This window comes from Natrinema gelatinilyticum (assembly GCF_024266705.1).
In the GTDB taxonomy this organism is placed as follows: Archaea; Halobacteriota; Halobacteria; order Halobacteriales; family Natrialbaceae; genus Natrinema; species Natrinema gelatinilyticum.
In genome coordinates this window covers 744,655-768,664 of record NZ_CP100757.1, presented here as the reverse complement: position 1 = coordinate 768,664, position 24,010 = coordinate 744,655, and the positions used below count along the sequence as shown (strand labels likewise).

The following is a 24,010-nucleotide window of genomic DNA, read 5'->3' as shown; positions in this document are numbered from 1 at the left end:
GTGTAAGTAACTGCTGTTGTTCGGACGATCCAACCGGCGGCCGGACAGGTGTCGGTCGACTCATCAGCGGTTCATCGCCGCGTCGGAGACCTCGAGAGCCGTATCGAGGGCCGCGACGGCCTCGTCGACGTCGGCCTCGGTGATCGAGAGTGGCGGCGCGATGATGAGCGTGTTGATCATGTTGGCGAGGTACACGCCCTCGTCTGCGGCGGCTGTCGAGACCTCGTCGACGACCGTCGATCCCATCGATAGCTTGTCCTCACGCGTTCCGAAGGGCACGCGCTCGTCGGGGTCTGCCGTCAGTTCGACTCCTCGGAAGAGCCCGACGCCTCGTGTATCGCCGACGCTCGGATGGGCCTCGCCGAGTTCCTCGAGACGGTCGCCGAGGTAGTCACCGACCTCGCTCGCGTGCTCGATGAGATTTTCCGCTTCGTAGGTCTCGACGGCGGCGAGGCCGGCCGCACAGGCGACGGGGTGGCCAGCGTAGGTGTGCCCGTGACTGAACATCTCGTCCTCGAAGTACTCGGCGATTTCGTCGGTAACGATCGTCGCACCGAGGGGGGCGTAGGCTCCCGTGAGCCCCTTCGCCATCGTCATAATGTCGGGGGTGACGTCGAAAACGTCGCACCCGAACCACTCACCGGTGCGGCCGAAGCCAGCCATCACTTCGTCGCAGATCAGGAGTGCCCCGTGGTCGTGGGCGATTTCCTTCAGTCGTGGCAGATACTCGTCCGGCGGGACCAGGATCCCGTTCGATCCAACGATCGGTTCGACCAGAATCGCTGCCACCGTATCACCCTCGAGCATCAGCATCTCGTCGATGTACTCGAGGCTCTCCATCGGGTCGAGCGTCGATCCGTAGGCATACGGGTCCGGCGCCTTGATTGCGCCCGGAACGCCGGGTTCGGCCATCAGTCGGCGCGGATCGCCGGTGACGCTGATCGAGCCGTGGGTGGCGCCGTGGTAGGACCGGTATCGCGATATGATCTTCTGCTTGCCCGTGTACATGCGCGCGATCTTGATCGCACCCTCGACAGCCTCGGTGCCGCTGGTCGAGAAGAACGTCTTCGACAGGTTCCCGGGCGTGATCTCGGCAAGTTTCTCGCCGAGGCGCGCCCGCGCTTCCGTTGCGAAACCCGGAGCGAAGTATGCACCCTCGCGGGCTTGCTCGGCGATCGCATCCGCGACTGCGTCGGCCGAATGCCCGAGGTTCGAACACATGAGCTGACTCGAGAAGTCGATGAACTCGTTGCCCGCGCCGTCGGTGAATCGGACGCCGTCTCCGCCGACGGCTTCGGTCGGGTCGACCTCGCTCTGATACGACCACGTTCCGAAGACGTACTCGTTATCGAGGCGCTCTACCTCGGTCCGCTCGTCAGTCACTGCTGTCTCGTCTACCATCCTTTTGCGGGCGATACAGAACGCAGTCGCATTAATCTTTCTGAGGCGATATTATTTTACGTCATTTTTACTGTAATCATGATATTGATTAGGACAGAGATGGATATCTTGTGCTGGATATCGAATTATATCCATTCGCACCGAAGATTTTATCTCAGTGCTCACAAAAGCGGTTCTATGGTCGAGCTAGAGTCGATCGGTCAGAGCGGTACGACACGGAATTACGTAGACGGTGGCTGGCGCGACGCCATGGGCGACGGCGAGTTGGAAAGTGTAAATCCGGCGACCGGGGAGGAACTGGCGACGGTTCCGTTCAGTTCCGCCGAGGACATCGATGACGTGGTTCGAAGCGGAAACGAGGCGTTCGAGACGTGGTCGGAACAGCCCGTCGAAGCGAGAATACAGCCGCTGTTCCGCCTGAAGATGCTCCTCGAAGACCACCAGGAGGAACTCGCGGAACTGCTCGTTCGGGATCACGGCAAGACGATAGCCGAGGCCCGCGGCGAACTCCGTCGCGGCATCGAGAACGTGGAAGTCGCCTGTGGCATCCCGTCGATGATGCAGAGCGGCTCCCTGTTGAATGCGGCGCCCGAGATCGACGAGAGCGCAGTTCGAAAACCGCTCGGCGTCTTCGCCGCGATTACGCCGTTCAATTTCCCCGGCATGATTCCGCTGTGGTTCCTCCCGTACGCCGTCGCCACGGGTAACAGCTTCATCCTCAAACCCAGCGAACAGAACCCGCTCGTCGCACAGCGGTTGTTTGAACTCGTCGACGAAGCCGGCTTCCCCGACGGCATCATTCAGCTCGTAAACGGCGGCCCGGACACGGTCAACGCGCTGCTCGATCACGAGGGCGTCGAGGGGGCGTCTTTCGTCGGGAGCACCCCCATCGCGAAGCTCGTCTACGAACGCGCGGCGAAAAACGGCAAGCGCGTCCAGGCACAGGGGGGCGCGAAAAACCACATCATCGTGACGGAGACTGCAGACCTCGAGTTTGCGGCGGAGAAGGCCGTCTCGTCGGCCTGTGCGTGTGGCGGCGAGCGGTGTCTCGCAAACGACGTCGTCCTCGTCGAGGAATCGGTGTACGACGAGTTCGTCAATCTCGTCGTCGAGGAAGCCAATGCACAGACAGTCGGCGACGGTCTCGACGAAGCAACGGACATCGGGGCGCTCATCAGCCCCGAACACGAGCAGACGGTCCGCAACTACATCCAGACCGGAATCGAAGAAGGCGCTGAGCTCCTGCTCGACGGTCGTGACGTCACCGTCGACGGATACGAAGACGGCAACTTCCTCGCCCCGACGGTCTTCGGCGACGTCACCGAGGACATGGTCATTTCTCGGGAGGAGATTTTCGGCCCAGTAGTCGGCCTCGCGCCCGTCGACGACGTCGACGCGGCGATCGAACGGATGAACAAAAGCCAATTCGGAAACGCCGCCAGCCTCTTCACCGGCAGCGGCGCTGACGCGCGAAAGTTCCGCCACGAGGGCGATATCGGGAATCTGGGCGTCAACGTCGGTACCTCGGCCCCGATGGCGTTCTTCCACTTCGGCGGCTGGAAGGACTCGTTCTTCGGTGATCTCCACGCCCAGGGCGAGGACATGATTCACTTCTACACCGACAAGGCCGTCTACATCGAGCGCTGGCCCGACGCCTGAGCCGATTCGTCCCCCTCGACCGAATCGTTCCACGTTTTCGCGGGAGTAAATTGGCATCACACCGGTTCCGTGTCGAACTCGAGCGCGCTCGAGCGGAGAGCGATCGCTATCGATTGGCTCGAGCCGACGGAGCCAGCAGCGCGAACAACCCGAGGATATGGGGGAATTCACTGTCAGGATGATCGAACTGAGAACGAGTCCGCGGGACCGACCGTGTCGGTCGGCAGACGGGTACTGTACGGTGTGGATCGGTGGGCGCTATAGCACGGTGGTGATTCGTGCACGGCGACGAGACACTGGCCACGGCTCGGGTCGTATGCTTCCGAGCGGAGTCACTCCGTTCGGTGTTCTTCGACGACGTCCCAGTCGAGTTCGATACCCAGTCCCGGTTCGTGGGGGACCTCGATCGACCCGTCCTGGATGAGCGGGTCGTCTGACGCGACGAGGTCGTCCCACCACGGTACGTCGCGGGCGTGGAACTCGAGCGCGAGGAAGTTCGGGACGGTCGCGCCCACGTGGACGCCGGCCATCGTCGCCACCGGACTGCCGATGTTGTGCGGACACATCGTCAGGTAGTAGGTGTCAGCCAGTTCGGCGATCTTCTTGGTCTCGGCGATGCCGCCGGTCTTGGGTACGTCCGGCGCGACGAACGAGACGGCCTCCCTCTCGACCAGGTCGCGGAAGCCGTGGCGGCCGTAGCGATTCTCCCCCGTGAGCAGCGGCTGTGCGACGCTCCGGTTGAGCGTCGCCAGCGCGTCCGCGTTCTCCGGAGGGAGTGGGTCCTCGATCCACGCGAGGTCGTACGGCTCGAGTGCCGCACACAGTTTTTCCGTCGCCTCGACGCTGAAATTCCAGTGCAGGTCGACGGCGACCTCTGCCTCGTCACCGACCTCCTCGGTGACGGCCTCGACGAGCCCCCGCTTGTGTTCGATCTCCGGACCGTCGAAGTGGCGCGCGAGGGTGTCGATGTCCCGGCCCGACGGTACGTCGAGGTCGAACTTTATCATCTCGAACCCGTCGTCGACGGCCGCTCTTGCCGCACTGGCGTAGGCTTCCGCTTCGTAGGTCTCGTTCGGTTGTTCGTTGAGCGCCGCCTCGACCATCCCCTCACCGGCGTGACAGTCCGCGTACATACGAACTGCGTCGCGCATCTTGCCGCCCAGAAGCTGGTACACCGGCTGCTCGAGGATCTTCCCGGCGGCGTCCCAGAGTGCCAGTTCGATGCCGCTGATCGCGATCGTGCCGATTCCCTGTTGGGAGCCCCGACCCGAGAGGCTCTCGCGCATGAGGTGATAGAGACGCTCGACGTCGAGCGGATTTTCGCCGACCAGGACCGGTTCGAAGTAGTCGGTAATCACCTCGTGAACACCAGGGGAGGGATACGACTCGCCGATCCCCGTGACGCCGGCGTCCGTCTCGAGGCGGACGATTGTCCACGGGAAGTTACCGTCGACGACGACCGTCGACAGGCCGGTGATCTCCGGTGTCTCGGTCGAGCGAGACGGGGTTCGTCCGAAATCGGGCCAAATGCTCGAAGCTAACCGCGCCGCGAAGTCCGAATACATGCTATCGCGAACCTCTTTTTCGGGTCGTTATATGAATGTACTGGGGACGGCAGCATCTGCACGACCCGATTTCGAATGCGTCCCAACGGATCGAGACGGATTAAACCGGTCGTCCCGTGCGGACTCGTGTTACTCGTCGGGGAGAACCTTGCCGGGGTTCAGGATCCCGTTCGGATCGAACGTCTCCTTGATCGACCGCATGAGATCGAGCGCCCCGCCGTGTTCGTCGTCCATGAACTTTCGTTTCCCGAGGCCGACGCCGTGTTCGCCGGTCGCGCTGCCGCCGAGGGCGATTGCCTTTCGGACGACGCGCTCGTTCAACTCGTGGGCCCGTTCGACCATCTCCTCGTCGTCGGGGTCGACGAGCGGCGTGAAGTGGAGGTTACCGTCCCCGGCGTGGCCGACGCAGGCCGTCAGCAAGTCGAGATCCTCGCTGGCCTGTGCGACCGCCGCGACGATGTCGGGGTACTTCGAAATCGGCACGACGACGTCGCCGACCAGCGCGATGTCCCAATCGTCTCGATACGCTTTCGTCGCGTGGTATTTGTCGCGACGCGCCTGCCAGATATCGTCCAGGTTCTCCTCGGTTGCCGCCTCCCAGGAACGCATTCCGTGATCCTCACAGATCGCCTTCGCGAACGCGAGATCGTCCTCGATCCCGCTGTTGTTCGCGTGCAACTCGATGATCAGCGTCGGCCGCTCCTCGAAGGTGATGTCGTCGTGATATGCGTTCAACATTTTCATCGACGTCGTGTCGATGAACTCGATCGCGCCGGGGAGTAACGCCGAACCGATCGCGTCCGCAACGGCGCTGGACGCGTCGGTCCGTGACGGGAACGTCACCAATGCCGCCCGCCGGTGTTCGGGAATGCCGACCAATCCGAGCGTCACCTCGGTGACGACGCCGAGGGTGCCCTCCCCCCCGATGAAGAGATCTTTCAGACTGTACCCCGCCGACGTCTTGACCACGTCCCTGCCGCACTCGAGGACGCGCCCGTCGGCAGTGACCACCTCGAGACGACGGACGTGGTCGCGCGTCTCGCCGTAGCGAACCGCGTTGAACCCGCTCGCGTTCGTCGAGACCATGCCGCCGATCGTCGCAACGTCGCTGCTCGAGATTCCGGGCGCGAACCGCAATCCGTACGGCGCCAGTTGCTCGTTCAGATCGTCGTAGACGACGCCCGCACCGACCGTCACCTGAAGGTCGTCCGGCGACACGTCGACGTGTTCGATCTCGGCCGTACTGAGAACGATCCCTCCTTCGGTCGGGATGGCACTACCCTCGAGTCCGGAACCGCCCGATCGCGGCGTGACCGGGACGCCGCGTTCGTTGGCCGCCCTGAGAACGGCCGCGACTTCGTCGCTCGAGGCTGGCCAGACGACAGCATCTGGTGTTCGGCCGGTGTGTGGACTCTCGTCGGACGCGTACTGCTCACGCACGCTGGTTCCGTGAGCGACCCTTCCCTCGGTGAGCAGGTCGTCCAGAAATGCGCAGTCGACGCTCGTATCGGAACCCCGTTCCATGATATGGCATGGATCCGACCGGCATAAATTCTCTCCGATCCCCCGTCGGTCCGACCCAGCCCACCAGTAGGTATTCGTAGGCGGGCCGTCTCAGGGGTACCATGACGTGCCCGTACTTATCGTACCGACAGTCCGACGGCGACCACGCGTTCGATACCGAACGCGCCTACTGCGAGGTCGTCGACGAGTTCGTCTCGCCGATGCGAGCGGACGTCTGCAACGACCGCCACGAATTCCACCACGAGAACGACTGCGAGTTTTACGACGAGGCCGAATCCGACTGATCGGCCACGAACTCGGCCGGATAGCGATCGTCGCGGCCGCCACGTCCCGTTTTCCACCGATCGATCGTTACCGACGTGGCCGAGTCCCGTCTGAGGCCACGTCCAGACTACCACGGATCGACGAGATTGTGTCCCGTGATCACCGAGACGGAAGGCCGAGGAGGTCGCGTGCCTCGGCGGGCGTCGCGAGGTCGCGGTCGAGGTCGTCGGCGATAGAGACCGTGCGCTCGACGAGTTGCGCGTTGCTCTCGACCTGTTCGCCGCGACGGTAGTAGAGGTTGTCTTCCATGCCGACGCGGACGTGGCCGCCCATCACGATCCCCATCGTCGTCAACGGCAACTGGTGCGGACCGATCGCCAGGACGTTGAAAATCGAATTCTCCGGGAGGTTATTGACCATGTTGACCATGTTCTCCGGCGTTGGCGGCGTGAGCGTCCCCGGCCCGAAGATGAGATTGATGTAGTACGGTTCGTCGAGTAACCCCTGCTCGATGAGGCGATAGACTTCGTTCAAGTGGCCGTTGTTGAACACCTCCATCTCGGGTTTGATCCCCTTCTCCTGCATCTCCGTGGCGAGCGTGTCGATCATGTGGCGGGTGTTCTCGGAGGTAATGTGCTGGTACCGGTTCATCGGCCCCATATCGAGCGACGCCATGTCGGGCAGTGGATCGGTCCGGATTCCCGTTGCTCGCTGCTCGAGCGGGACGCCCGTCCCGCCGGTCGTGTTCTGGATGATGATGTCGTCACACCGATCCCGAACGGCGTCGTTGACCTCCTGTAACCGACCGGCGTCGCGCTCGCCGCGTTCGTCCCGCCCGTGAAGGTGAACGATGGCCGCGCCCAGTTTCTCACACTCCCGGGCCGCCTCGGCGATCTTGTCTGGTTGTTCCGGGAGGTTCGGGTTCGCTTCTTTGCCCTGTACGCCGCCCGTCGTCGGAACGGTCAGGATCAGCTTTCCGCCCTCGAGGTAATTCTGATAACTCATCTATCGAGACCCAGACGGCCCACCACGAAAGCGTTACTGGACGAGACCACGACCGTCGACCCGTGACCACCCTCCATCGAGATGCGACCGCCTCGGTCACTCCGACGAAATCGACCCGCTCCAATGCACCGGGAACACACCCGCTTCCACGCTCCCCGACGCTCGAGTCAGCCGTCGCGCCATCCGGCGCACTGCGAGTACGATTATATGGCTGGAGTCCGAAATTCTACATGAGTCCATGTATCACATCGTCGTTCCGGTAGACGAGGACGAGAGCCGAGCGGAAGCCGCGGGAGAGTTCGTTACGAGTCTCGGCGACGAATCCGGTCTCAACGCGGACCTCGACGACGTCTCAGTGACAGTCGTAAACGTGTTCAAAGAGTTCAAAGCGATCGACGATGGCGGAAACGTTCGATCCGAAGATCTCTACGACGAAGACGCGTTTCCCGACTCCGTGACGACCGTGCAGGATCAACTCGAGGAGGCCGACGTCGAGGTCGAACTCGTGCGCCGTCACGGGGACCCGGCCGAGGAAATTATCGAGTACGCCGATTCGAACGACGCGGATGCGATCGTCGTCCCCGGTCGGAAACGGTCGCGGGTCGGCAAAGCGGTGTTCGGCAGCGTCACGCAGGACGTTATTCTCAACGCCGACCGTCCGGTCACGATCGTCTAGACGAGCCGTCTCGACGGCTCGGTCACTGTTCTCGCTCGGACGGCGATCCGCTCGGTCTCGAGCGATGCACGAACAGCGGAGTATCCCGTATCCGCCCAAGTCCGCGTGGGAGCATCGGTCCCACCGGAAGAGCGCCCAGCAAAGCGCCCAATACGGTCGACGCAGCTACTGCAACCAGCGCGATCGGCACGACTGCTGCGACCAGTGCGATCAGTGCGGCGACCGTGGGTAATACAGCTACGCTAGCGTGGGTAATACAGCAAAAAACCAGATCGAGCCGGATCAGTATCCGGTCGCCGTTCCGTCCTTTCGCGGATCGGTCCCGCCAGAGAGAACGCCGTCGGCGTTGCGGGCGATCTGGCCACCGCCGAAGTGCGGCGGCGGCATGACGCGAACGTCGTGACCGCGACGGGCGAGTTTCGACAGGACTGAGCCGTCGAATCGACCCTCGACGGCTAACTGGCCGTCGACCTTGTACCGCCAGCGAGGGAAGTCGAGCGCCTCCTGAATCGACATTCCGTCGTCGATGATGTTCATCAGTACCTGAAGATGGCCCTGTGGTTGCATGAACCCGCCCATGACGCCGAAGGCGGCCCAGTCGTCCTCGCCGAGTCGTGCGATGCCGGGAATCAGCGTGTGGAACGGTCGCTTGCCCGGTTCGAAGCGATTGGGATGGTCCGGATCGAGTGAGAACGAACTGCCCCGGTTCTGAAGGGCGATTCCGGTATCGCCGGCGACGACGCCGCTGCCGAAGCCCATGAATCGGGAATTGATGTACGAGACGACGTTCCCCGCATCGTCGGCGACCGTCAACAGCACGGTGTCGGCGTTTTCCGCGTGATCGGTCGGGAATCCGACGTCGACGGACGACGTCGCGTCCGATCCGATCTCCTCGGCCCGATCCGATGCGTACGACTTCGACCCGAGCGATGGAACGTCCTCGTACTCCGGATCGGTAACGTGGTAAAGGCCGTCGATCAACGCGCGCTTGGCCGCCTCGGCGGCGAGGTGTATCCGCTCGGGCGAGTGGGCCGGATGGTCCCCCGCACCCAGTGCCTCCGCGATGTTGAGCGCCTCGAGAGCGACGAGCCCCTGATTGTTCGGCGGCAGTTCGTAGATCTCTGCCCCGCCGTAGGTCGTGCTGACGGGTTCGACGAACTCCGGCTCGAACGACGCGAGGTCCTCGTGGGAGAGGAACCCTCCCCGCGACTGGACCTCGGAAACGATCTGATCCGCGATTTCGCCCTCGTAGACGACGTCGGCGCCTTCGTCCGCGATCAGCTGCATGGACTCGCCGAGCTGCGAGAGACGGACGTGCTCGCCGACCGATGGCGCGCTTCCACCGGGGAGATACGCTTCTCGAGCGTTGTCGCCGCGAAGGTTGTCCGCCGCCTCGGCCCACTGAGAGGCAATGATTTCGGAAACGGGGAAGCCGTCTTTCGCGTACCTGATCGCCGGCTCGAGCGCGCGCTCGAGACTCAGGACCCCGAGATCGTCCACGGTTCGTTCCCACCCGCGGGCCGTTCCAGGAACGGTCACCGTGAGGGGACCGCGTTCGGGCATCTCGGCGTCTTCGGGATCGACGTCCTCCTGCTCGGCGACTCGTGCGCGAACGTCCTCAAGCGACGCCGACGAGGGCGCACCGCCGCAGCTACGGAACGCGCCGACCTCCCCGTCCGCAGTTCGATAGAGCGCGAACACGTCACCGCCGAGGCCGGTCGAGGCGGGTTCGACGACATTCAACGCGGCAGCGGTCGCCACGGCCGCATCGAACGCGTTGCCCCCGTCGCGAAGTACCTCGAGTCCGGCTTCCGACGCGAGCGGCTGGCTCGTCGCCACTACGCCGCGCGTCCCGTACACTGTCGAGCGACGTGACGTGAACTGGTCTAAATCTGGCGTTTCGTCCATGCAAGGGCATTCACGGGTTTCGACTAAAGTATTGGTATGTGCGCTCGCAGTACCGGATCCGCGGCGTATCACAGTAAATATAACCATGTGCTGTGATATCATGTATCAATAGATCTGCAACTAGACGGTGATTCGGCCCTCGTTACGGCATCGAGCAGCGGTTTGGGAAAGGTATCGGCGAAAGCCCACGCCCAGGAAGGAGCGAACGTGGTCATCAACGGCCGCGACGAGGCTCGGCTCGAAGCCGCCCGCGAGGAGCTCGCGGACGTCGGCGATGGCCGCGTCGTGGCACAGGCGGGTGACCTGACCGATCCGAACGATATCTCCGAACTCATCTCCGTGACGGTCGACGAATTCGGTGGGCTAGACCACTTCGTGACCTCGGCGGGCGGGCCGCCGAGTGGCCCCTTCCTCGAGACGACCGAGGAGGACTGGTACGAGGCCTACGACCTGCTCGTGATGAGCGTGGTCCGATTAGTCCAGGAGGGGGCCGACGAACTGCGCGCCGGCGACGGTGGGAACGTCGTCCACATCACGTCCCGAAGCGTAAAGGAAGCGAGCGACTCGCTCGTCCTCTCGAACGCGGTCCGAATGGGCGTCATCGGCCTCGAGAAAACGCTCTCGCGTGAGCTCGCACCGGACGTGCGCTTCAACAGCGTCCTCCCCGGCCCGATCGAAACCGATCGAATCAGCTCACTGATAGAACAGTCCGTCGAGCGAGGAGAGTTCGACTCGTACGAAGAGGGGCTCGCTGCGAAGGGGAGTTCGAATCCGATGGGACGGATCGGCCGGCCGATGGAACTTGGCATCACGGTTGCGTTCCTCTGCTCGCCGGAGTCGGCGTACATCAACGGTATCACCGTTCCCATCGACGGCGGCCTCGGCCGGTCGAACATCTAGCGGCTCGATCGGAGACGTCACTCGAGGTCCGCTTTCGAGAGTTCCTCGAGCATCGACACGGTAGTTCGCGCGCCCGCGCGGAAACACGACAGTTCGATGTTCTCGTCGGGCGCGTGGTTGTTTTCGTCCGCGTTCGCGTACGGGACGACCAGACACGGAATCTCGAGATTGTCTGCGAAGACGTACGTCGGCACGGACCCACCGAGTGAGGGCTTGAGGATTGGGTCCTCGCCCCAGCCTTCCTGGACGGCCTGCATTACTGGCTCGACGACCGGGCTCTCCACCGCCGTCCGCTGAGGGGCCATCGCCGCGACGCGCTCTACTGTCACGTCGATACCGGCGGGCGCTCTCGCTTCGACGTGACGCGAGAGCAACTCGAAGACGTCGTCCGGGTCCTGATCGGCCACGAGACGGAAGTCGATCTTCGCTCGCGCATGCGACGGTAACACGGTCTTCATGCCGTCACCGTCGTAGCCGGCATCGAGCCCGGCGACGTTCAGGTTCGGACGGGTAAGAAGTCGCTCGAGGTACTCTTCACCCGGGTCCGTAGCGAGCGTAGAGAGTCCCAGATCGGCTTTCACCCCGTCCTCGTCGAGCGGGATGGACTCGAGGACGTCGCGATCACGATCCGTCAACGGACGGACGTCGTCGTAAAAGCTCTCGAGTGCGATCTGGCCGTCTTCGTCCCGAAGCGACGCGATCAGTTCGACGATCGCGGTCGCCGGATTGGGAACTGGACCGCCGAAGTTCCCCGAGTGGAGGTCGCGGTTCGCGCCCGTGGCTTCGATGTCGACGTAGAGCAACCCGCGCGACCCCAGCAACACGTGCGGGCGGCCCGAGGCGTCGATCGGACCGTCCGCCACGAACGCGACGTCCGCGTCCAGTTCGTCGCGGCGTTCTCGGACGAGCCACTCGAGGTGTTTGCTCCCGCTTTCCTCTTCGCCTTCGATGATCAGCGTTACGTCGATCGGTACTCCGGTCGTCTCCCGCAACGCCCGAATCGCACAGAGGTGCGCGAACCACTGCCCCTTGTTGTCACCCGCGCCGCGCGCGTACAGGCGCGTTCGCCCGTCTGGCCCGTCACGTACGGTCGGTTCGAACGGTGGCGAGGCCCACTCCGATGCCGTCGCCGGTTGGACGTCGTAGTGTCCGTATAGCAGCACTGACAGTCCGTCGGCGTGCGGTTCATCGTCCGGGGACGCGTGGGCAACGACGGCCGGCTGACCGGGCGTCTCGACGATATCTACCACGTCGAACCCGTACTCGAGACACGACTCACGAACCAGCGTTACGCAATCGTCGATTCCGTCGCCAGTCGCGCTGATCGACGGTTGCGCGAGTAGTGACCGAAGGTCGTCCAGGAACGTATCGTCGCGACGCTCGAGGTACGTAAACGGTTCTGTCGTGGTCATTAGGCGGTCACGCTTCGAACGAGCGGGGATTCCACATTGGTATTCGGAGAACAGTGCATAGTCATGAGGACGTAGCGCTGTAATGCACAAAGTATTACTGTTTCTTCTCGCATTCTTTGCCCCGATACATCGCTAGCACTGACGCGACGGTCAGCGGGTTCCGACACGATGTTCGTCACCGGGGAATAAACTTTCAATTACGTTCAAAATGCCGCACCAACGATAGTCATTTATCTAAGATTCATATAAAGGGTGCCGAATGCTCTCGGGACGGCGCAGTAAGATTTAAATAATATAAGCTACATCATGCATAACGATGTTTGATAGTGAGAGACAGAGGCGCAGGGATGTGCTACGGGGAACGGCTGGAATTGGGGCACTTTCGCTAGCAGGGTGTCTTGGTGGAGGAAACGGCAGCGGGGAAGACCCCGTTCAACTGACGGTGGGATCGTCGTCGTCCGGTTCGTCGACATACGGCAACTCGCAGGCGATTCAGCGGGTCGTGAGCCAACAATCGGATTACCTGAGCTTCATCACCCAGGACGCGGGCGGTGACCCGCAGTCGATCCGACTATACGCGGATGGGGAGATCAATTCCTACTCCGCGGGTAACTACATTATGAACCAGGCGCTCTCCGGCACTGGTCCGTTCTCGGACGATTCGGTCTCGACCTTCCCGCAACTCGGATTCGGGCACCTTTCGCTGAACTTGTACTGGATGGCACTGGAGGACAGCGATATTCAGACCACTGACGACCTCGCCGGACGTGACGTGTACTGTCTCCCGGCATCGTGGGGGCTTCGCGCGATGACCGAGGAGATGTACGGTAATGCGGGTCTCTGGGAAGGGCTCGCCGAGAACGTCGTCAACGTCGAGACGAGCCAGGCGGCGAGTGCACTCGCCGAGGGTCGAGCCGAGGCGTTCATCGTCTACACTTCGAACTTTACCCAGCTCCCATCGTGGGCCCAGGAAATCGATTCGCGCGTCTCGGTCCGAGCGATCGAGATGACCGACGACTACGTTCAGGCGGCGAAGGACTTCGCCGGCGCTGGCTACCAGGAACTCGACGAGATCGGCGGCTGGGAGCAGGACATGCAGGGCGGCGACTTCCCGAAGCACACGTGGACGGAAACGTACCCGTACTACTTCAGCCCGGACGTCGACGCGCAGGCCATCTACGACCTGATGGAGATTTGTCACAACAACTACGAGTCGATGCAGGAGGCGAACCCGACGATCCTCGACTGGTCCAAACCGGAGAACTTCACGTTCGCGCTGACACACACGGACGAGATTCCGGTTCACCCCGGGGCGGCAGATTGGTACGAAGAGAACGACGCCTGGGACGACAGCTGGACTCGCGGCGACGAATAGTAGACCTCGGTCTGCGTTTACAGAATTATGGTTTATTCCACATCCGGCAAAAGCCGATTAGAGCTCGCCAACGACGTAGTAACGGGACTAGCGATCCTGACGTGGTCGTTTATCCTGTACTTCGCGTTCACACAAGGAATTCAGCGAATTCTATTCACGGTCATTTTTCTCGGGTCGGTCACCCTCGTCTATCTTGGAAACGAACTCATCGAAGCGTACGAAGATGGGGATAAACTGGGATTACTCGGTCTGACGCTCTCCGCGATCATCACCGCCGTAACGACGGTGTACTTGATCATGAACTACAGAGAGTTGTTGCGGGTTCGCGTTGGTACGGCGTACGGTTACGAGTACGCGATTGCTATTGCGTTCTTCCTCGTGATCCTGTACCTCTCGTACCGAGCCTACGGAATCACGTTCCTGGCCGTGATCGTCGGCGTAATACTCTACGGGCTCTATGGCAACTTCGCGCCGGGCATCCTGCGCCACGCCGGGTTCAGCGTCGAGCGGATGATGAGCATCATGGTGCTCGACTTCCAGGGAGTATACGGATCTATCTCGAGGATTATCGCGACCTGGGTCGCCCTGTTCCTACTGTACGCGGGGCTGATGCGCGGCTTCGGGGCGTTCGATCTCATCATGCGAATCGGCCTGCGATCGGCCAACTACGTCCGCTCCGGCGTTGCCCTTTCCGCGGTGACCTCGAGCATCATCATCGGCTCGATTACCGGTAGTCAGGCTGCGAACACGGCGATCACCGGTTCGTTCACGATTCCGTTAATGAAGGAAACGGGAATGAAAGGCGAGACGGCCGGGGGGATCGAATCCGTCGCCTCGACAGGCGGTCAGATCATGCCGCCGATCATGGGCGCAGCGGCGTTCGTGATGGCCTCACTGCTCGGTATCACGTATCTGGACGTCATTCTCGCGGGTCTCATCCCCGCCATGGTCTTCTACGGCTCCGTCACCATCGCCGTCCACTACAAGGGTATCGGACAGCTACAGGGGAAGAAGAAGAAAATCGACGTCGAAAGCCAGTTCGACGAACAGATGTCCCAGCGGGATTTCATCATCCAGTGTTTCCGCTTCGGTATCCCCTTCGTTATCCTAATCTACATTCTCGGATATCTCCAGTACACGGTGCTGACTGCAGCGTTGTACACCATCATCACGATGATGCTTACCGGCTTCGGGTTCCCACTGGTCCAGACAGCCTTCGAAGGTGGGAGCCTGGGGTCCGAATTCGTTAGCCTCCTCGGCGACGCGGCGAACGGCTTCCGAGAGGGGGCGATGATCCTCGCACCGATCGCGATCATCATCGCCGCGATCAACGGAGTCGTCGACGTCTTCACCGCGTCGGGCATCCCAGGAATCCTCTCGCTGGCCCTGCTCGACCTCTCCGGCGGCGTGATGCTCAACGCAGTCCTTCTCGCGATGGCCATCTCGATCATCCTGGGAATGGGCATGCCGACAGTCGCCGCGTACGTCATCGTGGCGGCGCTAATTGCGCCCGCGTTAATCCAGCAGTTCTTCGTGCCCGATCTCGCGGCGCATTTCTTCGTCCTGTACGCAGCAATTCTGTCCGGTCTGACGCCGCCAATCGCGATTGCGGTGGTCGTCGCGACGGGAATCGCCGATAGCAACTTCTGGCGAACGGCCCACGAAGCCCTGAAAATCTCCGCGCCGATCTACATCCTACCGTTCGCGTTCATCTACAACCCCGAACTCGTCGTTGGCGGATTCGGAACCGAGACGTTCTTCTCTGGCCTCATCGCACTGCTCGGCGCACTGGGCATCTCTCACGGGCTCAACTACTACGGAAAGTTCTTCCACGAGAGCCCCTTCGTCAAGTGGCCCACCAAGACCGTCTTCTTCGTTCTCGGTGTTCTCGCGATGGTCTATCCGGACACGACGATCCGTCTCGGCTGCGTTGCAGTCATCCTGGGACTGATGGCGATTCAGCTCCAGAAGCCGATTCGACAGCGACTGACCCAACGGGCCGCGACGGACTCCGTCCGAACCACCGAGGACTAGCGCCGGGTCTCGTTTCGGTTTCATTCTTCTTCGATCGCCGATCGAACGAACAGTCTTGAATCCGGATTCGACGTCGGACTCGAGACATCGTTTGACCCATTGGACGGTCTCTCGGGCAACGTCGCGCCCAGTTCGGCGATCGGACCGACGAGTACAGCGTCGAACGTCGGTGGTCGATCGAATCAGATATCGGTCGAACCAGACCGACTAGCACGGAGAGAAGCATCCACCGGACGGGACAATTGTCGAAAATTTTTCTACTGGATTCTTCGGTAGCCGGATATCATACTAGTTCAGATCCAATTGGCTGTCGGCAGTTTCACAACCAATAAGTGACCCCGGGTACTCCGGATGCACAAGAACGGAACGTAACTGTCATGGGACTTAACAAAAACGATCGGGCAATCGCTGGCTTCACGATGGCCGGACACTCGCTCGTCCACTGGTTCGAGACGTCGATCCCGATATTCCTCGTGGTCTGGCTCGCGGAATTCGACGTCTCAGTCGCACTGGCCGGCGTCATCGTCGCCCTGGGATACGCCCCGTTCGGGTTAGGATCGCTCCCAGGGGGTGTCCTCGTCGACCGGTTCGGCCCGAAGCGACTCATCGTGCTCTGTCTCGTCGGAATGAGCGCCTCGTTTCTCGTCCTCGCGCTCTCGACGTCGATTCACCTCGTGGCGGTCGGTCTCATCTGCTGGGGAGTCGCCGCGAGCGTCTACCATCCCGCTGGACTCGCCTTGATCAGCACCGGTGTCGACGAACGGGGAACCGTCCTGGGCTGGCACGGCATCGCCGGCAACGCCGGTATCGCCCTCGGGCCGTTCGCCGCGGCCACGCTGTTGTTTCTCACCGACCAGTGGCACCTCGTCGCCGGACTCCTCGCGATCCCGGGGTTCGTCGCGGCTGCGTACGGACTTCGAGTCGACTTCGACGCGTCCACCGCCGACGGCGACGCCGACGCGGACGAGAACGATCCCATGTCGCTCGCCGAATTCCTGTCGACGTCGCGGGTGTTGTTCACGAGCGCGTTCGCGGTCGTCTTCGCCATTATCGCCTTCGAGGGACTCTTCTACCGAGGGATTCTTACCTACCTCCCCGAGATCCTCCACGGTCTTCCCGCGATGGAAGACGTCACGCTCTCGGCGGGCCTCGAGGGAATCTCGCCCGGCGATTACATCTACGTCGGCCTGCTCGTCGTCGGAATGGCCGGCCAGTACGCGGGCGGAAAACTCACGGATCGCATTCAGTCGGAGCGAGGGTTGATCGCCATCTTCGCCATCCTCTGCGTCCTCGCGGTCGCGTTCGTGCCGGTCCTGTCGATGGGGCTCGTTCCCATCATCCTCCTCTGTATCGTGCTCGGGTTCTTCCTCTTTGCCACCCAGCCGCTCTACCAGGACGCGGTGGCAGTCCACACGCCCTCGAGCGCGCGGGGGCTGTCCTACGGATATACCTACGTCGGGAAGTTCGGTATCGGCCCGGTGAGCATTGCGATCGGCGGCTTCGTCCTCGGCGGGTATTCGACGGCGGCGTTCTTCGGCGTCCTCGCCGCGTTCGCGTTCGTCGGGATGGCGCTGACGGCGGGCCTGCTGGTCGCGCTCAACCGTGCCGGCTGGTGGCAAACGACCCCAGCGGCGACGAACTCCGGCGATTGACCGCCTCAGACTCCTCCGGTCGGGCCCGACCGACAGTCGATGGCTCGAGTGCCGTCGGCGTCTGCAGCGGTGGGGCGGAAAGTCGGTTCCATCGCCGACGCGAGGAACGACCGGTATCGGCAGTACAGACCTGTCTGCCGATCACGGACAATGTTTATGTGACGGAATGATAATCGATGACTATGCCCACAGAACTGTCCCTGTCGGGAAAGACGATGTTGATAACCGGTGCGAGCGCCGGGATCGGAGAAGCAACGGCAGAAACCCTCGCAGCGAAGGGAGCGAACGTCGCAATCGTCGCCCGCCGAGAATCGAAGTTACGGACCATCGCGGACCGAATCGAATCGGAGACGGATGAGACCGTCCTCGTTCTCCCCGCAGACGTCAGCGACGAAGAAGCTGTCGACGCTGCCGTCGAGCAGACCGTTGATGAGTTCGGCCGACTAGACGTGCTGGTGAACAACGCCGGGATGGCGACCGGAAGCGACGTCACCGTCGAAACGATGCCGACCGAGCAGTATCGCGCCGTCATGGGAGTGAACGTCGACGGAATGTTCTTCGTCACACGAGCGGCACTCCCTCACCTCCGTGAAACGTCCGGTATCGCCATTTTCGTCGGTAGCCTCGCCGGACAGTACCCGCGCCCGGGTGCACCGATGTACGCGGCGACGAAATGGTGGACACGAGGCTTCGCACACAGCCTGGCGGGAGCAGTCGGTCCGGACGAGGTCGGTGTCACAGTAATAAACCCAGCCGAAGTTAGAACGGAATTCGGGAAGGAATATCGCGATACCATGTCACAGGACCGTTACGACCCGGACGAAGTGTCGGAACCCGAAGCAATCGCGGACGCGATCGCGTTCGCGGCCCAGCAGGAACCACCGAACGTCGTTTCCGAACTGGATCTCTACCGTCGAGACAAGCTTTCGAACTTCTAAGCTGTTTGTTCGGGGCAGATTTATTCTATCATCCAGTCCGGTCACGGGGCTGAGGACCGAGACCCAGTTCAGGTACCCGACACACAGTCGAGACTCGGTTCGAGGTACCGACCGACGGCCGATGCGCGACTCGGATCGGCGGATCAGCACCCCTCTCGAGCCGTCGGTACTTCGCTCCGTCTCGAGACAATTCGCGACTCCCCATGCGGGATCACCGCCAGGGTTCGTGGCGTTGCTGTGGTTCGGTCCCTATTCAGCGGGGTGACGTCGGGATACCGAGTTCCGAGGCCACCAGTTCCTCGCTCCGGTCGACGTCCCACTCGTGAAAGAGGGTAGTCAACAACGCTTCCGGCGAGCCACCACCGTGTAGTGACGAGAGTTCCTGCCAACCGGCGAAGCCACTCGTCGTCAAATCCCGGATGTAGTTGACGAATCTGAGGCGATCGTCCCTGGTGCCCGCGGCCCGACAGAATGTATGGACGTCGTCACCCGTGATCGGATTCTCGAGATCGGCGACCGGCGGGGCGGTCGCGACGATACCACCGGCGATGTCCTGGACGTGACCTTCCATTCGGTGATAGCCCGTCACAAAGTCGTACGTTCCAAAATCACAGAACGCCGGTTGCGGGACGGCGACGTCGTTCGACCGACGAACGAGGGGGACATGTCTCACTCGAGATAGCTGCGCTCGAGACCGCGGACGAGATCCGTAACAAGGGCGTTGGCGGGGACGTCGACGTTCTCCGCGCGTGTAATGGCGACGAACGCACCGTTTATCCCGTCGATTTATGTTTTGTGCTCGTCTCAGAGTTGTAAATACGTTGGGCAACGCGAGCGCGTACGAAAAGCAGGTACGTCACTGCCCATCTCCGGTTCAACGGTACTGCGAGATGGTCGAACAGACCCGAAGATCAGGGAAATATCATTCTGTTAGCATGAAAACTCATCGACAACTGTTTCCCATCGCGGAACGGCACCGAACCGCGTTTTTTCAGTAATCTCTGCACGATACGAGTCTATGAGCCGTGATAGTACGAACCAGATTGACATCGTGGCACGGAGTCGAAACACGCCCTCTTCGTGTTTACCAACCGTGTGATTGGTAAATTGGAGATGCAGAACGGCTGGTGGTTTGGTAGATCAACGCACACATATTCCGTATCGAGGAACACACGACAGCGCAGTGCTTCGACGATAAACGAGGTCTAGCGCTGTCTAGAAAAGAAAGTAGGGGAAGCAAGCAGAAGAAAGGTGTTCTGTTATGCGGAACCCGAGTTCGGGAGTGAAATCACGCATCCGTCGGTCGACACCGTTCGAGACGGCCTAACGGGCATGTCTTCGAGTCACCGCGTGAAGCGTAACCGATTGCCCGGACGAGACCGCGTGGAATGGTCGTACACCAATACTGGATGATTATCCCTTCCCAGAAGTCAGGGTTGCTCGAGACGACTTCTATGTCGCAAGCGGTCTCGCCGTCGAAAGAGATATGGAAGCAAAGGTTTACGATAGCCGAAGCACTCTGAGCGCGTAATGGCAGGACGCGAACCAGCGTACATAGCTGGGGCCTTCGAACATCCGACGCGTGAAGCACCGAATAAATCAACGATGCAGTTACATGCGGAAGTCGCCAAAGGCGGACTCGCCGACGCGGGCCTGACGAAAGAGGACGTCAATGGCCTCTTTACGGCTGGCATCCCCGAGTACCGATCCGGTCTGTCTCCGCTCGTTATCGCCGACTATCTCGGGATGGAGCCTTCGTACGTCGATACGACTGACTACGGCGGATCGTCCTACGTCGCCCACGTCGGCCACGCTGTCAGCGCAATCCGGGACGGAAAGTGCGACGTGGCACTCGTCACGCTCGCCGGCCGACCACGCTCTCGCGGCCAGGCGACGGGGTCTGGGGCGCGAGACGTGCAAACCGTCCAGGACAGCTTCGAACGCATTTACGGTGCGACAAATATCACGATGTACGGCATGGCCGCACGGCGGCACATGCACGAGTACGGCACGACGAGCGAACAGCTCGCGGAGATCCGCGTCGCCGCCTCCCAACACGCGCAATACAACGAACACGCGATGTTCCGTGAGCCGGTCACCGTCGAGGACGTCGTCGAGTCGCGAATCGTGGCGGACCCACTCCACCTGCTCGATTGCTGTGTGATCTCGGACGGTGGTGGTGCACTGGTACTCATCTCCGAGGACGTTCACGAGGACCTCGACCGAGAAGCCGTCGAAGTACTCGGTCACGGGGAAGCACCCTCACACCACGACGCAGGACGGATCGACATCACGCGCACCGGTGCCGAGTCGTCCGGTGAACGCGCCTTCGCGGAAGCCGGACTCGGTCCCGACGACGTCGACTATGCGTCGATCTACGACTCCTTTACCATCACCGTCCTCGAGACCATAGAGGATCTCGGGTTCTGCGAGAAGGGCGAGGGCGGCGAGTTCGTCGAGGGTGGGACGCTGCAGGCACCCGACGGGGACCTTCCGTTCAACACCGACGGCGGCGGCCTCTGCTCGAATCATCCTGCAAACCGGGGCGGGATGACCAAGGTGATCGAGGCCGTCCGACAGCTCCGTGGCGAGGCGAATCCAGAAGTGCAAGTCGACGCAGACGTCGCACTCGCTCACGGAACCGGCGGAAGTATCGCGACCCGTCACGGTGCTGCGACCGTCGTCCTCGGGAGGGAAGACCGATGAGCTGGGAACCGCGTCCCGTTCCCGAAGTCAACCCGGAAACCGAGCGCTACTGGCAGGCCGCCGCGAGTGGCGAGCTTCTCGTACGGGAGTGTCCCGATTGCGGACTGGTGTACCACTACCCGCGATCGCTCTGTCCCGACTGCTTCAGCGAGAACGTCGAGTGGCGCGAGACGTCGGGCCGCGGCGAGGTTTACTCGTACTCGACCGCGCGAACGATGAGCGGCTGGCCGGAAGAGGACCTTCCGCTCGTCGTCGCCTACGTGGAACTCGACGAGGGGCCGCGCCTCATGACAAATATCGATGCCGATCCCGAGAACGTCAGCGTCGGAACGCACGTCGAAGTCCAGTTCGTGGACACGGAAGACGAGGACGTCTCGATACCCGTCTTCGTCCCGGTGGAAGAATAGACCGCACACGGCTCGACGCGGTTCTCGAGCGGACCGCGTCGATCAGGCACAGCACCGCAGGATACGGACGAGATACGGCTGACGATCGCGTAACCGTCCGGCCGATCGCCGGAACGTTTAATCGGCCTGATGGAGAGCGATAGACGAGGGACGAAAGATGCGAGACGTCGCTCCCCCGGTGCTGCGAGAGTTCGAAACGTGGTTGAGTCTGTTTACCGACGGTGAATTCCCGGACCGCCACAGATGGAAAGCGTGGTTCTGCATCGCGGAGTACGAACTCGGAGACTTCGAGCGCGTCTCGGCGTTGCTCCAGGAGAACGATGCAACTGGAAGCTTCGCGTTTCTCGGCCGCGACGCCGAGGAGCAGGCCGATATCATCGAGACGCTCGACGCCGACGGCCACGAGATTACGTTCCACTCGCACCGTCACCACGCGTACGCAGACCTGTCGTACGAGTCGGCACACGATGCGATTACCACCGGATTGGCGGCCATCGAGGACGCGACGGGCATCACACCGAACGGCTTTTTCGTGCCGTTTCGCCGACTCAGCAACGGTGCAGTGCAGGCCGTCGAGGACGCAGGATTCGACTGGGTACTCGGACGGACGGATCACAACATGGAAACCGTCGAACTCGTGGAACCAGTCGAACCGTTCGACACGAGGCTCCTCGAAAACCGCTCACCCGCGGAGGCGATGAACCGATTGCAGGAAAAAGCCGACGCAGGCGAGGCCCCGTTTCTTTTTCATCCACCGGTCCTCGAGTATCACGACGGGTGGTCGGCGTTCGAGGAGTGGATAGCCGCAATCGAACCGGTCTCCGTCGGCGAGCAACTCGACCGAGGCGGCACAGGGATCGTTCTCGACTGCGTCCGACCCGTGCGCGTCGAGTAACCGCCGTCGACCACTGATCATATATCTCATATATATGCGAAGATGATATTCTGTCTCGTCTGTCAGTATCGGCTGGTGACTCGCGACCCGCGACTGAACCTCGAGTACGAGTGCGTCTGCGGTCAGCCGGGTACACCCGGTTTCGGGCGGTGGATTAACTCGATCCCTAACGTTTTTTTACGTAGAAGCAGTTCTCTCCGTGAGATGCCGACACAGACACGCGGGAAGACCGAACCGGAGGACGAGTAACGATGCGTCCGATCCGTTCGATCCTTTACATTCCGGCGAACAACGAAGACTGGGTACACGAAGCGCCGGAGAAGTACGACGCGGACGCGTTCATCTTCGATCTCGAGGATTCCGTTCCGCCAAGCGAAAAAGATGAGGCACGCGAAATCGTCGCCAACGCATACGATCGGTGGGATACGGACAAGGCGATCACCGTTCGTATCAACGCCCCGGAAACGGGGCTGTTCGAAGCGGACCTCGATGCAGTCGTTCACGACCGGCTGGACGGCGTCGTCGTTCCGAAACTCCCGCGGACGGAGGACGTGACGCGCACGGATCACGTCCTCTCGTATCTCGAGTCGAGGCGCGGAATCGAGAGCCGGACCGAAATAATCGCGCTCCCCGAAACGCCCCGAGGATTCTACAACGCCCACGAACTGTGTCAGGCGAGCGATCGCGTCGCTGCGATCGTGGGCGGGACCAGCCGCGGTGCCGACGTCGAACGGGCGCTTGGCTGGGAGTGGACCCGAGAAGGGACCGAGAAGCTACACATGCTGTCGAAGGTCCTTCTCGACGGCAAGGCGGCGGGGATCGAGCAATTTTTCGGCGGCGCGTGGACGAACGTCGAAGACATCGACGGGTTACGAGAAGAAGCGACGTGGCTCCGATCGCTCGGATACACCGGCTACCAGGTAATCCACCCGAGCCACGTCGAACCTATCAATGATATTTTCACGCCCGACGAGGACGACGTGGAATTCTGGCAGCGGGTAATGGAAGAGATGGAAACGGCGGAAGTCGAGGAGTCCCGCGGTGCAGTCCGGTTCGAGGGGGAAATGATCGATATCGCCCATATAAAACGCGGTGAGGATATCCTGGAACGGGCTCGAGCGTTCGACATGGTGGACTGACGCTGCGTCACAGACGGGAACCAGCCGGTTTGAGAGCTTGAAGCCGATGTGGCATCGCGAATTGGGGAACCGTTGCGTGTCCCTCCTGACGGAACCGGAAACGTGCCGGTACACATATATTATGTGATACCGTGTGTCACGGCATCTATGCACCCCCCCGAAAACGTGCCCGAGTTCCTGTGCGAGGAAATTGAAGAACTGGACGACGAGAGACGAATGGCCGTGGCCGCGTTTGCGGAACGCGGCGGTGTGGCCCCGGAGCAGGTCCCCGATACGATCAAATGGGCGTTCGCCATTCAGGACGACGACGTCATCGAACGAACGGGCGAGTATGCGCAGCGACTCGCCGAAATGGACGAATCCGAAGAGACCGAGACGATCGAAGCCGACGAAGTGGCCGACGAGACGGATTCACCGTCCGGCGAGGACGAGAACAAATCGGACGAGGCCGGGTTCGGGCTCTTCAGTGGAGGGTTCTGATGGACACGTAGATCCGCAAAACGGGCCTACAAATTCCAGCTGCGAACCGATCACGGGAACCGACGGACGG

20 protein-coding genes are annotated in these 24,010 nt (G+C 61.6%); 13 read left to right on the top strand and 7 right to left on the bottom strand.

The genetic code is table 11. The features are described from left to right. Nucleotides 1-63 precede the first annotated feature (63 nt). A complete protein-coding gene (locus tag NJU76_RS21645) occupies nucleotides 64-1,401 on the bottom strand; it encodes an aminotransferase family protein (RefSeq protein ID WP_254533868.1) in 1,338 nt (445 codons plus the stop codon). 177 nt (nucleotides 1,402-1,578) lie between these two features. On the opposite strand from NJU76_RS21645, the gene NJU76_RS21640 reads away from it, so the two are divergent. Further along, nucleotides 1,579-3,060, top strand: a complete 1,482-nt coding sequence (locus NJU76_RS21640) for a CoA-acylating methylmalonate-semialdehyde dehydrogenase (protein ID WP_254533867.1) — start codon at nucleotides 1,579-1,581, stop codon at nucleotides 3,058-3,060. Nucleotides 3,061-3,392: 332 nt separating this feature from the next. Here NJU76_RS21640 and NJU76_RS21635 read toward each other — a convergent pair whose 3' ends face one another. After that, nucleotides 3,393-4,625: a mandelate racemase/muconate lactonizing enzyme family protein gene (locus tag NJU76_RS21635; protein ID WP_254533866.1), complete on the bottom strand. Its 1,233-nt coding sequence runs from the start codon at nucleotides 4,623-4,625 to the stop codon at nucleotides 3,393-3,395. A gap of 129 nt (nucleotides 4,626-4,754) precedes the next feature. After that, nucleotides 4,755-6,149, bottom strand: coding sequence for an FAD-binding oxidoreductase (locus NJU76_RS21630; protein ID WP_254533865.1), 1,395 nt, complete (start codon nucleotides 6,147-6,149; stop codon nucleotides 4,755-4,757). A gap of 101 nt (nucleotides 6,150-6,250) precedes the next feature. Here NJU76_RS21630 and NJU76_RS21625 point away from each other — a divergent pair, with 101 nt between their 5' ends. Then, nucleotides 6,251-6,433: a hypothetical protein gene (locus tag NJU76_RS21625; protein WP_254533864.1), complete on the top strand. Its 183-nt coding sequence runs from the start codon at nucleotides 6,251-6,253 to the stop codon at nucleotides 6,431-6,433. A 139-nt stretch (nucleotides 6,434-6,572) separates the two neighbouring features. On the opposite strand, the gene NJU76_RS21620 is transcribed toward NJU76_RS21625, so the two are convergent. Continuing rightward, nucleotides 6,573-7,418, bottom strand: a complete 846-nt coding sequence (locus tag NJU76_RS21620) for a beta-keto acid cleavage family enzyme (protein ID WP_254533863.1) — start codon at nucleotides 7,416-7,418, stop codon at nucleotides 6,573-6,575. A gap of 238 nt (nucleotides 7,419-7,656) precedes the next feature. Between NJU76_RS21620 and NJU76_RS21615 the strand changes: the two genes are divergently transcribed. Continuing rightward, nucleotides 7,657-8,094: a universal stress protein gene (locus tag NJU76_RS21615; protein WP_254533862.1), complete on the top strand. Its 438-nt coding sequence runs from the start codon at nucleotides 7,657-7,659 to the stop codon at nucleotides 8,092-8,094. A gap of 282 nt (nucleotides 8,095-8,376) precedes the next feature. Here NJU76_RS21615 and NJU76_RS21610 read toward each other — a convergent pair whose 3' ends face one another. Continuing rightward, nucleotides 8,377-10,002, bottom strand: a complete 1,626-nt coding sequence (locus NJU76_RS21610) for a gamma-glutamyltransferase family protein (RefSeq protein ID WP_254533861.1) — start codon at nucleotides 10,000-10,002, stop codon at nucleotides 8,377-8,379. Nucleotides 10,003-10,110: 108 nt separating this feature from the next. Between NJU76_RS21610 and NJU76_RS21605 the strand changes: the two genes are divergently transcribed. Beyond that, the gene (locus NJU76_RS21605; RefSeq protein ID WP_254533923.1) at nucleotides 10,111-10,902 is read left to right on the top strand and encodes an SDR family oxidoreductase; all 792 of its coding nucleotides are present in this window, start codon (nucleotides 10,111-10,113) and stop codon (nucleotides 10,900-10,902) included. A 17-nt stretch (nucleotides 10,903-10,919) separates the two neighbouring features. Here NJU76_RS21605 and NJU76_RS21600 read toward each other — a convergent pair whose 3' ends face one another. Continuing rightward, nucleotides 10,920-12,314 (bottom strand): M20/M25/M40 family metallo-hydrolase, encoded by a 1,395-nt coding sequence (locus NJU76_RS21600; protein ID WP_254533860.1) that lies wholly within the window; start codon nucleotides 12,312-12,314, stop codon nucleotides 10,920-10,922. A gap of 316 nt (nucleotides 12,315-12,630) precedes the next feature. Here NJU76_RS21600 and NJU76_RS21595 point away from each other — a divergent pair, with 316 nt between their 5' ends. From NJU76_RS21595 to NJU76_RS21580, 4 genes are all read left to right on the top strand, one after another. Next, nucleotides 12,631-13,689 carry a TAXI family TRAP transporter solute-binding subunit gene (locus NJU76_RS21595; protein WP_256567079.1) on the top strand — a complete coding sequence of 353 codons (1,059 nt, stop codon included), beginning with the start codon at nucleotides 12,631-12,633 and terminating at the stop codon, nucleotides 13,687-13,689. 27 nt (nucleotides 13,690-13,716) lie between these two features. After that, a complete protein-coding gene (locus tag NJU76_RS21590; RefSeq protein ID WP_254533858.1) occupies nucleotides 13,717-15,723 on the top strand; it encodes a TRAP transporter permease in 2,007 nt (668 codons plus the stop codon). Between the two features lie 377 nt (nucleotides 15,724-16,100). Then, nucleotides 16,101-17,375 (top strand): MFS transporter, encoded by a 1,275-nt coding sequence (locus NJU76_RS21585; protein ID WP_254533857.1) that lies wholly within the window; start codon nucleotides 16,101-16,103, stop codon nucleotides 17,373-17,375. Nucleotides 17,376-17,557: 182 nt separating this feature from the next. After that, nucleotides 17,558-18,313: an SDR family oxidoreductase gene (locus NJU76_RS21580; RefSeq protein ID WP_254533856.1), complete on the top strand. Its 756-nt coding sequence runs from the start codon at nucleotides 17,558-17,560 to the stop codon at nucleotides 18,311-18,313. Nucleotides 18,314-18,566: 253 nt separating this feature from the next. Here the strand turns inward: NJU76_RS21580 and NJU76_RS21575 are convergent, their stop codons facing one another. After that, nucleotides 18,567-18,986 carry a 4-hydroxyphenylacetate 3-hydroxylase C-terminal domain-containing protein gene (locus NJU76_RS21575; RefSeq protein ID WP_254533855.1) on the bottom strand — a complete coding sequence of 140 codons (420 nt, stop codon included), beginning with the start codon at nucleotides 18,984-18,986 and terminating at the stop codon, nucleotides 18,567-18,569. Nucleotides 18,987-19,843: 857 nt separating this feature from the next. Here NJU76_RS21575 and NJU76_RS21570 point away from each other — a divergent pair. The 5 genes from NJU76_RS21570 (at nucleotide 19,844) to NJU76_RS21550 (ending at nucleotide 23,940) form a co-directional block, all read left to right on the top strand. Next, entirely contained in the window at nucleotides 19,844-21,019 is a 1,176-nt protein-coding gene (locus NJU76_RS21570; protein ID WP_254533854.1) for a thiolase domain-containing protein, read from the top strand. After that, a complete protein-coding gene (locus NJU76_RS21565; protein ID WP_254533853.1) occupies nucleotides 21,016-21,426 on the top strand; it encodes a Zn-ribbon domain-containing OB-fold protein in 411 nt (136 codons plus the stop codon). Before NJU76_RS21570 ends, NJU76_RS21565 begins: the two co-directional genes overlap by 4 nt. 157 nt (nucleotides 21,427-21,583) lie before the next feature. Then, a complete protein-coding gene (locus NJU76_RS21560; protein WP_254533852.1) occupies nucleotides 21,584-22,321 on the top strand; it encodes a polysaccharide deacetylase family protein in 738 nt (245 codons plus the stop codon). A 251-nt stretch (nucleotides 22,322-22,572) separates the two neighbouring features. Then, entirely contained in the window at nucleotides 22,573-23,460 is an 888-nt protein-coding gene (locus NJU76_RS21555) for an HpcH/HpaI aldolase/citrate lyase family protein (RefSeq protein ID WP_254533851.1), read from the top strand. Nucleotides 23,461-23,607: 147 nt separating this feature from the next. Continuing rightward, complete coding sequence (locus NJU76_RS21550; RefSeq protein ID WP_254533850.1) at nucleotides 23,608-23,940, top strand: hypothetical protein; 333 nt, start codon at nucleotides 23,608-23,610, stop codon at nucleotides 23,938-23,940. The last annotated feature ends 70 nt before the right edge of the window (nucleotides 23,941-24,010 follow it).

Excerpts from the sequence above, each read along its gene's own strand:
- NJU76_RS21555 (WP_254533851.1), top strand. The coding sequence starts at position 22,573 with ATGCGTCCGATCCGTTCGATCCTTTACATTCCGGCGAACAACGAAGAC.
- NJU76_RS21615 (WP_254533862.1), top strand. The coding sequence starts at position 7,657 with ATGTATCACATCGTCGTTCCGGTAGACGAGGACGAGAGCCGAGCGGAA.
- NJU76_RS21550 (WP_254533850.1), top strand. The coding sequence starts at position 23,608 with ATGCACCCCCCCGAAAACGTGCCCGAGTTCCTGTGCGAGGAAATTGAA.
- NJU76_RS21565 (WP_254533853.1), top strand. The coding sequence starts at position 21,016 with ATGAGCTGGGAACCGCGTCCCGTTCCCGAAGTCAACCCGGAAACCGAG.
- NJU76_RS21630 (WP_254533865.1), bottom strand. The coding sequence starts at position 6,149 with ATGGAACGGGGTTCCGATACGAGCGTCGACTGCGCATTTCTGGACGAC.
- NJU76_RS21570 (WP_254533854.1), top strand. The coding sequence starts at position 19,844 with ATGGCAGGACGCGAACCAGCGTACATAGCTGGGGCCTTCGAACATCCG.
- NJU76_RS21625 (WP_254533864.1), top strand. The coding sequence starts at position 6,251 with ATGACGTGCCCGTACTTATCGTACCGACAGTCCGACGGCGACCACGCG.
- NJU76_RS21595 (WP_256567079.1), top strand. The coding sequence starts at position 12,631 with ATGTTTGATAGTGAGAGACAGAGGCGCAGGGATGTGCTACGGGGAACG.
- NJU76_RS21635 (WP_254533866.1), bottom strand. The coding sequence starts at position 4,625 with ATGTATTCGGACTTCGCGGCGCGGTTAGCTTCGAGCATTTGGCCCGAT.
- NJU76_RS21640 (WP_254533867.1), top strand. The coding sequence starts at position 1,579 with ATGGTCGAGCTAGAGTCGATCGGTCAGAGCGGTACGACACGGAATTAC.
- NJU76_RS21600 (WP_254533860.1), bottom strand. The coding sequence starts at position 12,314 with ATGACCACGACAGAACCGTTTACGTACCTCGAGCGTCGCGACGATACG.
- NJU76_RS21590 (WP_254533858.1), top strand. The coding sequence starts at position 13,717 with ATGGTTTATTCCACATCCGGCAAAAGCCGATTAGAGCTCGCCAACGAC.
- NJU76_RS21580 (WP_254533856.1), top strand. The coding sequence starts at position 17,558 with ATGCCCACAGAACTGTCCCTGTCGGGAAAGACGATGTTGATAACCGGT.
- NJU76_RS21585 (WP_254533857.1), top strand. The coding sequence starts at position 16,101 with ATGGGACTTAACAAAAACGATCGGGCAATCGCTGGCTTCACGATGGCC.
- NJU76_RS21645 (WP_254533868.1), bottom strand. The coding sequence starts at position 1,401 with ATGGTAGACGAGACAGCAGTGACTGACGAGCGGACCGAGGTAGAGCGC.
- NJU76_RS21560 (WP_254533852.1), top strand. The coding sequence starts at position 21,584 with ATGCGAGACGTCGCTCCCCCGGTGCTGCGAGAGTTCGAAACGTGGTTG.
- NJU76_RS21620 (WP_254533863.1), bottom strand. The coding sequence starts at position 7,418 with ATGAGTTATCAGAATTACCTCGAGGGCGGAAAGCTGATCCTGACCGTT.
- NJU76_RS21610 (WP_254533861.1), bottom strand. The coding sequence starts at position 10,002 with ATGGACGAAACGCCAGATTTAGACCAGTTCACGTCACGTCGCTCGACA.